This is a genomic window from Cellulomonas iranensis NBRC 101100 = JCM 18110 (genome assembly GCF_001552375.1).
Classification (GTDB): domain Bacteria; phylum Actinomycetota; class Actinomycetes; order Actinomycetales; family Cellulomonadaceae; genus Cellulomonas; species Cellulomonas iranensis.
In genome coordinates this window covers 1-14613 of sequence record NZ_BCRB01000089.1, presented here as the reverse complement: position 1 = coordinate 14613, position 14613 = coordinate 1, and the positions used below count along the sequence as shown (strand labels likewise).

12 protein-coding genes and 2 tRNA genes are annotated in these 14613 nt (G+C 76.4%); 8 read left to right on the top strand and 6 right to left on the bottom strand.

Features of this window, described 5'->3' with window-relative positions; translation table 11 throughout:
• The 4 genes from CS2_RS19120 to CS2_RS15305 all read left to right on the top strand — a co-directional run.
• Positions 1-821 (top strand): hypothetical protein (locus CS2_RS19120; RefSeq protein WP_070320633.1); only part of this gene is annotated, 821 nt, incomplete at its 5' end.
• A gap of 102 nt (positions 822-923) precedes the next feature.
• Positions 924-999 (top strand) — tRNA-Ala (locus CS2_RS15315).
• 326 nt (positions 1000-1325) lie between these two features.
• Positions 1326-2462: an NlpC/P60 family protein gene (locus CS2_RS15310; protein WP_134851921.1), complete on the top strand. Its 1137-nt coding sequence runs from the start codon at positions 1326-1328 to the stop codon at positions 2460-2462.
• 58 nt (positions 2463-2520) lie between these two features.
• Positions 2521-2593, top strand: a tRNA-Ala gene (locus tag CS2_RS15305).
• A 170-nt stretch (positions 2594-2763) separates the two neighbouring features.
• Here the strand turns inward: CS2_RS15305 and CS2_RS15300 are convergent.
• The 3 genes from CS2_RS15300 to CS2_RS15290 all read right to left on the bottom strand — a co-directional run bounded on the left by CS2_RS15300 (position 2764) and on the right by CS2_RS15290 (position 6154).
• Positions 2764-3690, bottom strand: coding sequence for a CE1 family esterase (locus CS2_RS15300; RefSeq protein WP_082740278.1), 927 nt, complete (start codon positions 3688-3690; stop codon positions 2764-2766).
• A 161-nt stretch (positions 3691-3851) separates the two neighbouring features.
• Complete coding sequence (locus tag CS2_RS15295) at positions 3852-4925, bottom strand: methyl-accepting chemotaxis protein (protein ID WP_070320630.1); 1074 nt, start codon at positions 4923-4925, stop codon at positions 3852-3854.
• A 113-nt stretch (positions 4926-5038) separates the two neighbouring features.
• Positions 5039-6154, bottom strand: coding sequence for a YeiH family protein (locus CS2_RS15290; RefSeq protein ID WP_233421214.1), 1116 nt, complete (start codon positions 6152-6154; stop codon positions 5039-5041).
• A gap of 115 nt (positions 6155-6269) precedes the next feature.
• On the opposite strand from CS2_RS15290, the gene CS2_RS15285 reads away from it, so the two are divergent.
• Together CS2_RS15285 and CS2_RS15280 are read left to right on the top strand one after the other, a co-directional pair.
• Entirely contained in the window at positions 6270-7199 is a 930-nt protein-coding gene (locus CS2_RS15285) for a LysR family transcriptional regulator (RefSeq protein WP_070320629.1), read from the top strand.
• Between the two features lie 116 nt (positions 7200-7315).
• Positions 7316-8713, top strand: a complete 1398-nt coding sequence (locus tag CS2_RS15280; protein ID WP_070320628.1) for a UTP--glucose-1-phosphate uridylyltransferase — start codon at positions 7316-7318, stop codon at positions 8711-8713.
• 98 nt (positions 8714-8811) lie between these two features.
• Here CS2_RS15280 and CS2_RS15275 read toward each other — a convergent pair whose 3' ends face one another.
• Positions 8812-9078 carry a GlsB/YeaQ/YmgE family stress response membrane protein gene (locus tag CS2_RS15275; RefSeq protein ID WP_070320627.1) on the bottom strand — a complete coding sequence of 89 codons (267 nt, stop codon included), beginning with the start codon at positions 9076-9078 and terminating at the stop codon, positions 8812-8814.
• A 176-nt stretch (positions 9079-9254) separates the two neighbouring features.
• Here CS2_RS15275 and CS2_RS15270 point away from each other — a divergent pair, with 176 nt between their 5' ends.
• Positions 9255-10748: a beta-N-acetylhexosaminidase gene (locus CS2_RS15270; RefSeq protein WP_070320626.1), complete on the top strand. Its 1494-nt coding sequence runs from the start codon at positions 9255-9257 to the stop codon at positions 10746-10748.
• 1 nt (position 10749) lies between these two features.
• Here CS2_RS15270 and CS2_RS15265 read toward each other — a convergent pair whose 3' ends face one another.
• The gene (locus tag CS2_RS15265; RefSeq protein ID WP_233421213.1) at positions 10750-12690 is read right to left on the bottom strand and encodes a dolichyl-phosphate-mannose--protein mannosyltransferase; all 1941 of its coding nucleotides are present in this window, start codon (positions 12688-12690) and stop codon (positions 10750-10752) included.
• 280 nt (positions 12691-12970) lie between these two features.
• Between CS2_RS15265 and rsmI the strand changes: the two genes are divergently transcribed.
• The gene (gene rsmI / locus CS2_RS15260; RefSeq protein ID WP_070320634.1) at positions 12971-13843 is read left to right on the top strand and encodes a 16S rRNA (cytidine(1402)-2'-O)-methyltransferase; all 873 of its coding nucleotides are present in this window, start codon (positions 12971-12973) and stop codon (positions 13841-13843) included.
• A 109-nt stretch (positions 13844-13952) separates the two neighbouring features.
• Here rsmI and CS2_RS15255 read toward each other — a convergent pair whose 3' ends face one another.
• Positions 13953-14561: an isochorismatase family protein gene (locus CS2_RS15255; RefSeq protein WP_070320625.1), complete on the bottom strand. Its 609-nt coding sequence runs from the start codon at positions 14559-14561 to the stop codon at positions 13953-13955.
• Positions 14562-14613: the final 52 nt, after the last annotated feature.

The following is a 14613-nucleotide window of genomic DNA, read 5'->3' as shown; positions in this document are numbered from 1 at the left end:
CCCGTGCGTCGCGTGCCGCCGCGGCCGCGCGCCGGGGTGCGGCCGCGCGCCGGCGCGGTCTGCTCGCCGCCGTCCTGGTCGCCGCGACCGTGGCCGGCTGGGTCGTGACGGGCCTCGTGCCCGCCGCGACGTGGCTCGCCGGGGCCGTGCCGTCGGCGCTGCTCGCGTCCGTCGTGGTGCTGGGGCGCCGTGCCGTGATCGCCGGTCAGGTGGCGGACGCCGAGTGGGCCGCGACGATCGAGCGCGAGGAGCGGCTGGCCGCCCGGCCCCGCACCGGCGCGACCCCGACGGTCCGCGCCCGCACGGGGGCGACCCCGGTCGTGCGACCGCGCACGGGAGCGACCCCCGTCGCGCGGACCGCGACGGACGTCGAGGCGCCCGTGCCGCTCGTCACCGGGTACGCCGTGCGGCCCTCGGACGCGCACACCGAGGTGTTCGAGCGGATCGTCGCCGACCGCGGCGAGTCGAGCGGGCCCGCGCGCCACGCGACCGGTCAGGTGCCGGTCGTGCGCCGGGACGCGCAGGGCACCGCGACCGAGGCCGTGCCCGCGGTCGACGGTGCGTCGCAGGACGAGGACGCGTGGTCGCCGGTGCCCGTGCCGCGCCCGACGTACACGATGAAGGCGCCCGCGCCGCGCCGTGACCCCGCGCCGCTCGGCGAGGGTGACGCGGACGCGTCGACCGCGCGCCGGCCGGCCGACGCGCCCACGGGCGACACGGCCGCCCCCGCGGCCGAGACGGTGGCCGAGCCGGTGGCGGAGACGACCGGCAGCATCGACCTCAACGCGGTGCTCGCGCGCCGCCGCGCGGCGGGGCAGTAGGCGACGGAGCCGGGTCGCCGCGCACGCGTGTGACGTGCGTCGCGACGGCCCGGCCCGGTTTCGTCGTGGGGCCCGCGGGGTGCTAGTGTGATCCCGCTTCAAGGGGCTGTGGCGCAGTTGGTAGCGCGTCTCGTTCGCAATGAGAAGGTCAGGGGTTCGAATCCCCTCAGCTCCACCAGCACGAAGGCCCGGGATCATCGATCCCGGGCCTTCGTTCGTCGTCCGGCCCGGCCTCGCGTCGTACGTCCGCGGAGATCGTGGTGTCGAGGACCGACATCCCTTGCCAAGAGCCGGACGTGGTGCGCGGGCGCCCCCGGTCCGCACCGGGCGCACAGGTCCCAGCGACGTTCCTCCACGAGCGGGCGACGTCCGTTGCCAGCATGCGGTGCAAGCGGCCGCACAGCAGCGGTCCGCTCGACCCGAGGGGGAGCAGTGAGAGACACGATCCAAGCGGTCCCGCGACGCGCCAGGGCGGTGGCCTCGGCGTGTGTCGTGGTGCTGATCATGCTGACGTGCCTGATCGCCGACGCCACCGACGCACGTGCGGCCGCAGGCGGCTTCCGGCTGGCGGCCGGGGAGCAGATCGTCGCCGGGCAGACGCTGGTGTCGCCGGACGGCCAGCAGACCCTGGCGTTGCAGACCGACGGGAATCTCGTCCTCTACGGTGCGGCCGGGTCGCGCTGGCAGACGGCGACCACGGGCCGCGGAGGAGCCCGCCTCGTCCTGCAGACCGACGGCAACCTGGTGCTGTACGACGCCAAGAACTACCCGCTCTGGTTCACGAACACTCGCGGGTCCGGTGCCGACCACCTCGACGTGCAGTCCGACGGGAACGTGGTCCTCTACACCGCGTCGAACGGCGTCGTGTGGCAGACGAGCACCAGGTACCAGCCGGCGAGTCTGAGCGCCCCTGCCGACCTGCGTGCGGGTGACGTCCTCATGTCGCCGAACGGTCAGTACACGCTCGCCATGCAGACCGACGGGAACCTGGTGCTCTACGGCCCCTCGGGCTGGATGTGGCAGACCAGCACGCGAGGCTCCGGCGCCGTCCGCCTCGCCGTCCAGTCGGACGGCAACCTGGTGCTGTACACCTCGACCGACTACCCGGCGTGGATCGCCGGGACGCGGGGATCCGGAATCGCCCAGCTACGGCTCCAGGACGACGGGAACCTGGTGGGCTACCGTGCCGACGGGACCTGGGCCTGGCAGACGTACACCTACCCCGGCGGGAGTGCACCGGCGCCCGCCCCTGCCCCCGCACCTGCATCCGGGAAGGCCGCCACCGCGATCGCGTACGCGCGTCAGCAGATCGGCAAGCCGTACCAGTGGGGCGCGACGGGGCCGAACGCGTTCGACTGCTCGGGCCTGACGCAGCAGGCGTGGGCGGCGGCCGGCGTGCGGATCGCACGGGTCTCGCGCGACCAGTACACGACGCTGCCCCACGTGCCGTACGCGCAGGCGGCACCGGGTGACATCCTGGCCTGGGCGACGAACACCTCGAACCCGAGCACGATCCACCACGTGGCGCTGTACGTCGGGAACGGGCAGATGATCGAGGCGCCCTCTCCGGGCAAGCCGGTCCGGCTGACGGCGGTGCGGACGAACGGACTCATGCGCGACGTCGCGCGCCCGACGAGCTGACCCCGTCGAGAGCTCGGCGAGCCGCTCGCTCGTGGTCGCGGCGGGCTCCACGGCGTGCGGGGCTGTCGCGCAGTCGGTAGCGCGTCTCGTTCGCGATGAGAAGGTCAGGGGTCCGAAGCCCCTCGGCTCCACATGACGCTCGGACTCGACGCACGAGCGAGCGGCGTCGCAGACAGTGTGAGTCGTGCGTCCGGGGCCGGTGGAGCAGCCGGCGGATGTGGTCGGGGTGCTCGGCGCCACCTGCACCACGTCGCGGACGGGCTCGAGCGCGAGCTCGTCCGCGAGGTGGTGCTGCTGGACGTCAGGCCTCGCGTCCGTGCGCCAGCATCCAGGCGGTCACGTCAGGGGCGAACGCGTCCGACCACGTCGGGCCGTGCGCGCCGCCCACGATCGTCCACAGGCCGACCTCGGTGCCGTGGGAGCAGGACCAGCTGCTCGTCACGGTCTCGGGGCCGGGCAGCGTCGAGTCGTAGTCCGCGGTGCCGAGGGTCGGGCTGGCGTCGCACTCGTCGATCGCCCGCCAGTCCGCGACCGTCTGCTCAGCCCCCGGGTAGGGCGCCCCCGGGCCGACGCTGCCGCCCTCGTAGCGGATGACCTCGTCGGTGTCCGCCTGGACCTGCAGGACGCTGACGGGCCGGCCCGGGGCGCACGCCGACGGATCGGCGTCGTTCGCACCGGCGACCGACACGGCAGCGGCGATCAGGTCGGGGTGGTGGCACGCCATGCGCAGCGCCATGAACGCGCCGTTCGAGTGCCCGATGACGAAGACCCGCTTCGGGTCCACCGCGTACTGCGCCTGGACCGTCTCGATGACGCGGGTCACGAAGCCGTCGTCGTCGGGGTCGGCACCGTCGAAGGAGCAGCAGGCGGGCGTCGCGTTCCAGTACTGCTTGCCCGCCCTGTCGACGAGCCCCTCCGGGTAGGCGAGCAGGTAGCCCTTCTCCTCGGACTGGTCCCGCAGGCCGAGGTAGGTGGCCGTGCTCGCGCCGACCTCCGAGTAGCCGTGCAGCGACACGACCAGGGGCGCGGGTTCGTCGGCGTCGTACCCGGAGGGGACGTCGAGGGTGAAGGTGCGGTCGTCGAGGTCGACCGTGCCCGAGCTGCCGGGCGCGACCCGGGTGGGGGTCGGTGTCGGCGCGGCGGCGTCGGAGCCGCCGGTGCACGCGGCCAGCAGGAGCAGCACGGCCGCGGCCCATGCGGCGGTCTTTCGGGCGGACGTCGTCGTCATCGGCGGATGATGGCGCAGGTCAGAGGGATGGGGCAAGCCAGCCCCGGGGCGCCGCTCGTCCTGCAGTGCGGATGCGAGAGCGGTGACCGGTCTGTCTCGCCACGGGCCGGTGGCGACGGCGTGGGCCGGCTCCCCCGGGGGGCGAGGGAGCCGGCCCGGTCTCAGCGGCCGAACAGCTCGTGCAGCCGCGCGGCGCGGCCCGTGGCGTCCTCGGCCGACGCGCGCAGCTCGCCGACCGCGAGCACGGTGGTCCCGGCGGCGGCCGCGACCGCGCCGATGTCGCGGCTCATGCCGTCGGCCACGGCCGACTGCTCCTGCACGGCGGTCGCGACGGTCGCCTGCCGCTCGCGCACGTCGTCGATGCGGCCCACGATCTCGCCGATCGCGTCGGCCGTGCGGCCCGTGGTCGCGGTGATCGCGTCGACCATCTCGGTGATCTCGCCGATCGCCTCGTGCGTGCGGTCCGCGAGCGACTTGACCTCGCCCGCGACGACCGCGAAACCGCGCCCGACCTCGCCCGCGCGCGCCGCCTCGATCGTCGCGTTGAGGGCCAGCAGGTGCGTCTGCTCGGCGATCGACGTGATGAGCTTGCTCATCGCGCCGATGCGGCCCACGACGGTGGACAGCTCGGACAGCCGCTCGCTCGCGGTCGCGGCGGACTCGACCGCGTGCGCGGTGCCGTCGGCGGCCGCGGTCGTGCCGACCGCGATCTCGTGGATGCTCGCGGACATCTGCTCCGAGGCGGCGGCGACCGCGCCCGCGCGTGCCGACACGTCGTCGGCGTCGGACGCGAGCCGGTCGGCGAGCGTCGAGAGCGACGTCGACGACGTCAGCAGCTCGTCGGCGACCACGCGCGTCTCGCGCTCCTGCCGCTGCCGGGCGGTCACGTCGTCCCACACGCCCACGAACCCCTCGGGCAGCCGGTCGACGACGACCTCGAGCTCGACCTGCCCGGCCTCGACGGGCACCGAGACGACGACGCGGGCGGGGAACGTCGTCGACGACCGCACCACCTCGGCCAGGCGGTCGCGCAGGGCGCCCATGACGTGCGCGCCGTGCTCGCGCACGATGCGCCCCGAGAGCGCGTCGCCCGCGCGGTTGCGCTGCACGACCTCGCCGCGGTCGTCGGTCACGAGCAGGGGAGCGGGCAGCGCGTCGAGCACGGTGCGGGCGCCGAGCCGGGCGACGAGGGGCGCCAGGTCGTCGGGGACGGGGCGGCGGCGGGTCGCGAACATCGGGGTCTCCTCCGGGACGGAACTGCCGTCCGATCGGCCGCGGGCCGCGGGGACTGACGGTTCGGCGGGAGGTCGGGACGATCGTCCTGCGCCGTTCGGGTGGCGCGGCGCGCTCAGGTGGCGAGCAGGACGCCGACCGCCGCGAGGCCCGCGACCCACGCCGTGGACAGCACCGCCAGCACGACCGGGCGCAGCCCGACGGCCCGCAGCGCGGCGAACCGCACGCCGCACCCGAGCGCGAACATCGCGGCGGTGAGGAGCGCGGTCTGCGCGGTCCCGGCCGCGGCGAGCAGCCCGTCCGGCAGCGGGACCGTGGACCGCACGACGACCGTCGCGAGGAACCCGGCCACGAACAGCGGCACGACCGGGGGGCGGCGTCCCGTCGTCGTGGGGCCGTCCGCCGCGCGCACGGCGCGGCGGCGGTGCAGCGCGAGCGCCGCCACGACGGGTGCGAGCAGCAGCACGCGCGCGAGCTTGACGACGACCGCCGCCGTGAGCGCGGCGCCGCCGAGGGCCCCGCCGACCGCGACGACCTGCGCGACCTCGTGCACCGACGCGCCGGCCCACGCCCCGGCGCGCGCGCCGCGCAGCCCGAGCAGCGGTGCGAGCAGCGGGACGAGACCGATCATGAGGGTGCCGAAGACGACGACGAGGGCGACGGCCGTCACGGTGTCCTGCTCGGCCTCGTCGTCCGGGTCGGTGACGCCCGCCGCCGCCGCGACGGCGGCCGCGCCGCAGATCGAGAACCCGCACGCGACGAGCACCGCGAGGTGCGCCGGGACGCGCAGCGCGCGCCCGAGCGCGAGCGTGCCGAGCACGCCCCCGGCGACGACGACCACGACGACCGCGAGCAGCGGCGCCCCGAGCGCGGCGACGTCCGCGAGCGCGAGCCGCAGGCCCAGCAGCACGACGCCCACGCGCAGCAGGCGGCGGGCCGCGACGGCGAGGCCCGGCCCGGCGGCCGCCGGGGCACCCGTGGAGTTGGCGAGCACGACGCCCAGCGCGATCGCGACGACGAGCGGGCTGACGCCGGGCAGCACGTGCGCCGCGCCGAGCGACGCCAGGGTCGCGGCGGCGCACAGCGCGAGCCCCGGGGTGAGCGCGCGGCCCCGGCGCAGCGCGCGGCGCGCGAGGGTCGTCGCGGGAGAGGTGGGGGCGGGGCGGGCCGTGGCGCCGGGGGTGGTGGCGCGCGTGCGGTGCGGGGTGACGCGGGTCGGGACGGGTGGCACCCCGCCAGGGTGCGCGCCGCGCGGGCGCGGCAGTAGGGGCAGAACCCGCGCGGGGCACAACGTACGCTTGTGGCCGGACGGTGGAGGTCCGGACCGAGCACCCCGAGGAGGGCACGTGCACCGTGAGCCCGACCTCGCGGCGCTGCGCGCCCTCGCGCTCGTCGCCGAGCTCGGCAGCCTCTCGGCGGCCGCCGACCGGCTGGGCGTCAGCCAGCAGGCCGTGTCGCTGCGGGTCCGCGGCCTCGAGGGCACGCTGCGCACGCAGCTCCTCGTGCGCTCGGCACGCGGCTCGCACCTCACGCGCGAGGGGCAGCTGGTCGTCGGGTGGTCGGCGGGCCTGCTCGCCGCGGCGGACGACTTCACGGGCGTCGTGGGCGCGCTGCGCGCCGACCGCGAGCGCACCGTGCGCGTCGCCGCGAGCCTCACGATCGCCGAGCACCTGCTGCCCGGGTGGGTCGCGCGCTGGCGGGCCGAGCGCGGCGACGACGACGTCGTCGTCCGCCTCGAGTCCGTGAACAGCGCCGCCGTGGTCGAGGCCGTGCGGGCGGGGCAGGTGGACCTCGGCTTCGTCGAGACCCCGTCGGTGCCGTCCGACCTGGGCTCCGCGACGTTCGGCCACGACACCGTCGAGGTCGTCGTGCCGCGTCACCACCCCTGGGCCGTCGCGGGGACCGTGCGGGCCGTCGAGCTCGCCGCCACCCCCCTCGTGCTGCGCGAGCCGGGCAGCGGCACGCGCCGCGCGCTGGAGGACGCGCTCGCCGGGGCGGGGCACCCGCTGCACGCGCCGCCGGCGGCCGTGCTGCCCACGACCCTCGGCGTGCGCAGCGCCGTCATGGCGGGCGTCGGCCCCGGCGCCCTCAGCGCGCTCGCGGTCGCCGACGACGTGCGCGCGGGCCGGCTCGCGCGCGTCCGCGTGCACGCCCTGCGGATCACGCGCCCCCTCACGGTCCTGTGGGCGGGCGCGCGGCCGTCGGACGCCGCCGCGGACCTGGTCCGGGTGGTCCGCGAGGACGCCGACCGCACGCCCCTCGGCGTGCGGCACTGACCGCGCCGGGACCCCGCTGACCTGGACCGGCGTCCGTGACGCGGACGCCACCGACGTCCCGGCCCGACGTCCCTGCCCGACGGGTCCGACACGCCGCGGACCCCTAGTGTCGAGTCATGAACGGACTCGCCCTCGCCCAGCAGAAGATGCGTGACGCCGGCGTTCCCACGGCCGCGGTCGACGCGTTCACCCGGTTCTACGGCCTCCTCGAGAGCGGCAGCACGGGGATCGTGCGGGAGGCGGACGTCGCCCCGCTGACCGACGTGCCCCGGCTCGCCGACCTCGACGTGGACCCCGACGCGGCCCGCGAGGCGCTCGCGCGGACCGCGGTCGTCAAGCTCAACGGCGGCCTCGGCACGTCGATGGGCATGGACCGCGCCAAGTCGCTGCTGCCCGTGCGCGGCGACCGCACGTTCCTCGACGTCATCGCCGACCAGGTGCTCGCCGCCCGCGCGGCCACCGGCGCGCGGCTGCCGCTCGTGCTCATGAACTCGTTCCGCACGCGCGACGACAGCCTCGCGGCGCTCGCCGCCCACCCCGCCCTCGCGGTCGACGGCGTGCCGCTCGACTTCCTGCAGAACCGCGAGCCCAAGCTGCTCGTCGACGGGCTCGCACCCGTCACGTGGGAGGCGGACCCGTCGCTCGAGTGGTGCCCGCCCGGCCACGGCGACCTGTACCCGGCGCTGCACGCCTCGGGCGTGCTCACGGCGCTGCTCGACGCGGGGTTCCGCTACGCGTCGGTCTCGAACTCCGACAACCTCGGGGCGACCCCGGACGCGCGCGTCGCCGGCTGGTTCGCCGCCACCGGTGCGCCGTTCGCCGCCGAGGTCGCGCGCCGCACGCCCGCCGACCGCAAGGGCGGCCACCTCGTGGTGCGCCGCGCCGACGGGCGGATCGTGCTGCGCGAGACCGCGCAGACCCACGCCGACGACGCCGACGCGGCCGCCGACATCGCGACGCACGCGTTCTTCAACACCAACAACCTGTGGCTCGACCTCGAGGCGCTCGCCGCCGAGCTCGAGCGGACGGGCGGCGTCCTCGACCTGCCGCTCATCCGCAACGAGAAGACCGTCGACCCCACCGACAAGACCTCACCGCGGGTCGTGCAGGTCGAGTCCGCGATGGGCGCCGCGATCGAGGTGTTCGACGGGGCCGCGGTGCTCGAGGTCGGCCGCGACCGGTTCCTGCCCGTCAAGACGACCAACGACCTGCTCGTGCTGCGCTCCGACGTCTACGCCGAGGACGACGCGCACCGGCTCGTCGCGCGGGTCGACGCGCCGTTCGTCGACCTGGACCCCGCGCACTACGCGCTCGTCGGCGACTTCGACCGGCACGTGCCGCACGTGCCGTCGCTGGTCGAGGCCTCCTCGCTGCGCGTGCGCGGCGACTGGACCTTCGGCGCCGGGGTCACGGTGCGCGGCGACGCCGTGCTCGACGGCGACGGCGGACGCGTCCCCGACGGCGCGACGCTCGACGCGACGGGAGTGGCCGCCGCGGCGGACCTCGCCCGCTGAGGCCCGGGGGCCGGGCCCGCGCGTCCCCGTGGCCCGGACGCACGAGGGCGGTCCGACCTCGGTGGGTCGGACCGCCCTCGTCCTGCGTGCGGGTGGCGTCAGCGACGGCGCCCCGCCGAGCCGACGTACAGGCTCACGAGGATCGCCGCGAGGGCGACCTGGATGACGATCTCCAGCACGTCGATGCCCTTGGTCTCGTTCCAGCCGACCAACGACGCGATCCACGTGCCGATGAGTGCCGCGACGATCCCGATGATGATCGTCACGAGGATGGAGATGTGCTGCTTGCCGCGCACGACCAACCGGCCGAGCGCGCCGATGATCGCGCCGACCACGATCGCGCTGATGATGCCGTTGACGTCCATGGTGTGCTCCTCGCTCCCCGTCGACCGACGACCGGCCTGGGAGCAAAGTAGGACGGGTCGGGCGGTCCCGCCCGTCGAGCGGCCCGTCACGACCGGCTCGCGCGTCCGGCCCACCCGCGGCGCCCCGGAGGGGTAGGTTGCGCAGCGCCGGTGCCGTCCGTCCCCGAGGGAGTCCCGTGTCCGACGTCGTCGCCGTGGTGCCCGCCCCGCTCGTCGTCGAGCCGTCGTCGCGGCCCCCGTTCGTCATCACGCCCTCGACGGTCGTCGTGGTCGACGCGGCCGACGACCTCGTCCCGGTCGCGGTGCTGACCGCCGACATGCTCGGCCGTGCGAGCGGCCGCGCCGTCGAGGTGAGCCACGCCGACCTCGGCACCCCCGGGGTCGTGCACCTGCGCCTCGTGGACGACCTCCCGCCCGGCGACGAGGCGTACCGCGTGGTCGCGGGCGACGGCCGCGTGCGGCTCGAGGCCCGGACCGCCGACGGCCTCGTGCACGCCGTCGTCACGCTGCGCCAGCTGCTGCGCCCGCTCCCCGGGGGCGGCGTGCAGGTCGCGGCCGTGCGCGTCGAGGACGCGCCGCGCTACGCGTGGCGCGGCCTGTCGGTGGACGTCGCGCGGCACTTCGTGAGCGTCCCGGACCTCAAGGTCGTCATCGGCCTCATGGGGCACTACAAGCTCAACGTGCTCCACCTGCACCTCACGGACGACCAGGCCTGGCGGCTCGACCTGCCCTCGCGGCCCGAGCTGGTGCGGCGCGCGAGCGCCCGCGCGGTGGGCGGCGACCCCGGCGGGCACTACTCGCGCGCCGACTGGGACGAGATCCTGGCGTACGCGCACGCCCGGGCCGTGCGCGTGGTGCCCGAGCTCGACGTTCCGGGGCACGTCAACGCTGCGCAGCACGCCTACGGCGAGCTCAACCCCGACGGTGAGCCCGCCGACGAGTACCTCGGCATCGAGGTGGGGTTCTCGCGCCTGCACGACGACCTGCCGGCCACGCACGCGTTCCTCGCCGACGTCTTCGGGGACCTCGCCGAGATGACGCCCGGCGATCACCTGCACATCGGGGGCGACGAGGTCCTCGCGATGGGGCGCGACGAGTACGAGCGGCTCGTGCGGTCCGCCGCCGCCGCGGTCACCGCCCACGGCAAGCGGGTCGTCGCGTGGCAGGAGGTCGCGTCGGTGCCCGACCTGCCGCCCGGCACGGTCGTGCAGTACTGGGATACGCGCGTCGACCCGGCGCCGTTCGTGCGCGCCGCGCACGCCGGTGCGCGGATCCTGCTGTCGCCCGGCTCACGCGTGTACCTCGACATGAAGTACGGGCCCGACTTCCCCCTGGGGCTGGAGTGGGCCGGGCACGTCGAGCTCCGCGACGCCTACGAGTGGGAGCCCGCGACCCTCGTCGACGGGCTGCCGCCCGAGGCCGTCGCCGGGGTCGAGGCGGCGGTGTGGACGGAGACGCTGCGGACGCTCGACGACCTCACCACCATGCTGCTGCCGCGGCTCGCGGCGGTCGCCGAGGTCGCGTGGAGCGACCCCGCGCGTCGGGACTTCGACGACTTCACCGAGCGGCTCGCCGCGCACGGCGAGCTCTGGGACCGGCTCGGGCTCGCGTGGCACCGCTCGCCGCAGGGCCGCTGGGCGGCACCCGTCGCGCCCGACCCGGCGGTCTGACTCAGATCCAGGTGGGCAGCCACATGCGCACGTGCCACTGCTGCCACGGGATCACCCAGCCCGCCCACACCGGGTAGAAGAACAGCCCGACACCCGCGACGACCGCGACGAACACGCCGACGGCGACGACGGTCGCCCGCCGGGCGCGCCGCTCGCGCGCCGTGCCGTCGGGCTCGACGCGCGGCCCGACCAGCAGCCCCAGCACGTACACGAGCGTGAGCACGACCCACGGCACGAACGCGACCGTGTAGAACGTGAAGATCGTGCGGTGCGCGTACGCGAACCACGGCACCCAGCCGGCGAGCAGCCCGGACAGCACGGCGCCGGCGCGCCAGTCGCGGTAGCGCACCAGCCAGAACAGTGCCACGAGCACCGCGGCCGCGCCGGCCCACCACAGCACCGGGTTGCCGACGGCGAGGATGGCCTGCGAGCACGAGTCCGCGCCGCACGCCTGCCGCGCCGCGTCCCCCGTGAGGCCCGAGACCTCGGTGGGGTAGTAGAACGACGTGGGTCGCCACTGCACGATCCAGCCCAGGGGGCCGGCCGCGTAGGAGTGCGGCGTCTCCAGCCCGTTGTGGAACCGCCACATGTCCTGGTGGTACGCCCACAGCGAGCGGAGCGCCGGCGGCAGCCACGTCACGCCCTCGCCGGGGTGGCTCGCCGCCCACTGCCGGTTCCAGCCGTCGTTCGACGCGAACCACCCGGCCCACGATGCGACGTACGTCAGCAGGGCGGTGGGCACCATGACGAGGAACGCGACGACGGCGTCCTTCACGAGCGTCGCCCGGACCCAGGGCGCCACGCCCGCGGACCGGCGCGCGGTCGCGTCCCACGCGACCGTGAGCAGCCCGAACACCGCGAGGAAGTACAGACCCGACCACTTGGTGCCGATCGCCAGGCCGAGCGCGACACCGGCCGCGAGCCGCCACCAGCGGAACCCCAGCCCCGGGCCCCAGCGCAGCGGGTGCCCGGCGTCGAGCAGGGCCGCGGTGCGGGTCGCGAGGCGCCGTCGGGCCTGCTCGCGGTCGAGGAGCAGGAAGCCGAACGCCGCGAGGACGAAGAACATGAGGAACGGGTCGAGCAGGCTGATCCGCGACTGCACGATCGCCTGCCCGTCGAGCGCGAGGAACAGCCCCGCGACCGTCCCGAGCGCCGTCGAGGCGAACAGCCGCCGCGCGATGCGCGCGATCATCAGCACCGCGAGCGTGCCGCACACGGCCGCGGCCAGCCGCCACGCGAACGAGCTCTCGACGCCGCCCCCCAGGCGCATGCCCAGCGCGATCATCCACTTGCCGACCGGCGGGTGGACCACGTACTCGGGGTCCGTGCCGAGCATGCTGGTGTCGCCCGCCTCGAACCGCGGGTTGGGCTCGTCGCCCCACGACGCCTCGTACCCGCGGACCAGCAGCGAGAACGCCTGCTTGACGTAGTACGTCTCGTCGAACACCAGCGCGTGCGGGCGTGCGAGGTCCCAGAACCGCAGGACCCCGCCGAACGCCGTGACGGCCAGCGCCCAGAGCCACCCGGTGAGCCGCGCGCGGGGCGTCGCGTCGAGCGCGAGCGTGCCGGCGCCGAGCAGGCGGCGCAGCAGGCGCGGCTCGTGGGGCTCGTCGGGGTCGTGCGCGAGGGCGTCGGCCGTGGGCGCGCCGTCCGTGGGTGCGCCGTCCGCGAGGGGTGTCAGCACGGTCGTGGCCGACGCCCCGGACGCCGCCGTGGCGCCGTCGGGCCGTGCGGACGCCGCGTCGTGGTGCCGCGCGGGCGCCGCGCCGTCGCCCGGGGCCGGCGTCGCGTCGTCGGGCGGCAGCGGGGCGGGGTCGTCCGGCGGACCGGCGGTCGACGTGCGGTCGTTCGCGGCGTCGGGTGGGAGCGCGTCCGCCGTCGGGTCCAGGGGCGCCCCCTGCCCCGTCGGCTGGCGCTCGGTGGCGTCTCCGTCGGTCGGCACGGGGCCATCGTAGGGGTACGCGCACCGGGCGATCCGGACGTCCCGACGCGGGCCTCGACCCGCGGCGGACGGGCCGCGTCGCGGGTCGTGCCCGGGCGGGTGGGAGGCTGGTGCGGTGACCCCCACGACCTCGTCCGCGGACGCACCCGAGCCCGGCGTCGACCCCGCCCGCGCGTGCGGCGCCGAGACCGATCTCGAGACCGCCGTCGAGGCCGATCTCGGGACCGACGTCGAGCCCGACGTCGTGCTCGACGTCGCCGACGGTCCCGGCGCCGACGCGGTGCGGGCCCACGGCCCGGCGGGTCGCTCGGTGCGCGGCGGCGCGCTCGTGCTCGCGGCCACGCCCATCGGCGACGCCGAGGACGCGTCCGCCCGGCTGCGCCGCCTGCTCGCCGACGCGGACGTCGTGGCCGCGGAGGACACGCGACGCACGCGCGCGCTGGCCGCGCGGCTCGGCGTGACGATCGGCGGGCGCGTCGTCAGCCACCACGAGCACAACGAGGCGGGGCGCTCGGACGACCTGCTCGACGTCGTCGCGCGGGGCGGCACGGTGCTGGTCGTGACGGACGCCGGCATGCCGACCGTGTCCGACCCGGGGTTCCGCGTCGTGCAGGCGGCCGTCGCGGCGGGTCTGCCCGTCACGGTCGCGCCCGGCCCGTCGGCCGTGCTCGCGGCGCTCGCGCTGTCGGGCCTGCCGACCGACCGGTTCTGCTTCGAGGGCTTCCTGCCGCGCAAGCCCGGCGAGCGGTCACGCGCGCTCGCGGCCCTCGCGACCGAGCGTCGCACCATGGTGCTGTTCGAGGCGCCGCACCGGACCGCCGACGCGCTCGACGCGCTCGTCACGGCGTTCGGTCCCGACCGGCCGGGCGCGGTGTGCCGCGAGCTCACCAAGACGTACGAGGAGGTCCGCCGCGGCCCGCTCGCCGAGCTCGCGCGGTGGGCGCACGCGGGCGACGTGCGCGGCGAGGTCGTGCTGGTCGTCGGCGGCGCCCCCGAGGCCGGTCCGCGCGACGCGGCCGACCTCGTGCCCGAGGTGCTCGCGCGCGTCGACGGCGGCGAGCGGCTCAAGGCCGTCGTCGCCGAGGTCGCCGAGGCGGCGGGCGTGCCGAAGCGTGACCTCTACGCGGCCGCGCTCGCGGCGCGCCGCTCCTGACGGGCGCGGCACGACCGCCGGACCGCCCACGTCGGGGCGCCGCCGGGGGTGACCGCCCGGCGCTCGGGCCCCTGCCCGCCGCCGGGGCGGTGCGGCGGGCCGGTCGTGCTCAGAGCGCGTCGGACGCGACCAGCTCGGCGCCCGCGGCGGCCATCGCGTCGCGCGCCGCCGCGCCCTGCTCGGGCGTGACGGGCACCGTGAGGTCGGTCAGCACGCGCGCCCGCAGGCCCAGCGTGAGCGCGTCGAGCGTGGTCGCGCGCACGCAGTGCGACTCGGCGATCCCGACGACGTCGACGTCGGTGACCCCGGCGTCGAGCAGCAGCGCACCGAGCGCGCGCCCGTCCGCGTCGACGCCCTCGAAGCCCGAGTAGGCGGCCGCGTACTCGCCCTTGCGGACGCTCGCGTCGGGGCGCAGGTCGGCGAGGGCCGGGTGCAGCTCGGCCTCGGCGGTGCCGACGACCGCGTGCGGCGGCCACGTGTCGACGTAGTCGGGGTCGTCGGAGAAGTGCGCCCCCGGGTCGACGTGCCAGTCCTGCGTGGTCACGACGAGCGCGTACCGGTCGCGGTGCGCGGCCGCGTACCGGGCGATCGCCGCGGCCACGGCGTTCCCGCCCTCGACCGGCAGCGCGCCGCCCTCGCAGAACGTCGGCTGCACGTCGACGACGAGCAGCGCCCGCGTCCCGTCCGTGCCCGTGGCGGGCCCCTCGTCACGCGTCATGCACCCATCCTGCCCGCCACGACGCCACGACGTCCCCTCCGGGTCCTCCCAC

Bases quoted from the DNA above. Each gene is read 5' to 3' on its own strand.
- CS2_RS15310 (WP_134851921.1), top strand. From the start codon at position 1,326: ATGCTGACGTGCCTGATCGCCGACGCCACCGACGCACGTGCGGCCGCA.
- CS2_RS15300 (WP_082740278.1), bottom strand. From the start codon at position 3,690: ATGACGACGACGTCCGCCCGAAAGACCGCCGCATGGGCCGCGGCCGTG.
- CS2_RS15295 (WP_070320630.1), bottom strand. From the start codon at position 4,925: ATGTTCGCGACCCGCCGCCGCCCCGTCCCCGACGACCTGGCGCCCCTC.
- CS2_RS15280 (WP_070320628.1), top strand. From the start codon at position 7,316: ATGAACGGACTCGCCCTCGCCCAGCAGAAGATGCGTGACGCCGGCGTT.
- CS2_RS15275 (WP_070320627.1), bottom strand. From the start codon at position 9,078: ATGGACGTCAACGGCATCATCAGCGCGATCGTGGTCGGCGCGATCATC.
- CS2_RS15255 (WP_070320625.1), bottom strand. From the start codon at position 14,561: ATGACGCGTGACGAGGGGCCCGCCACGGGCACGGACGGGACGCGGGCG.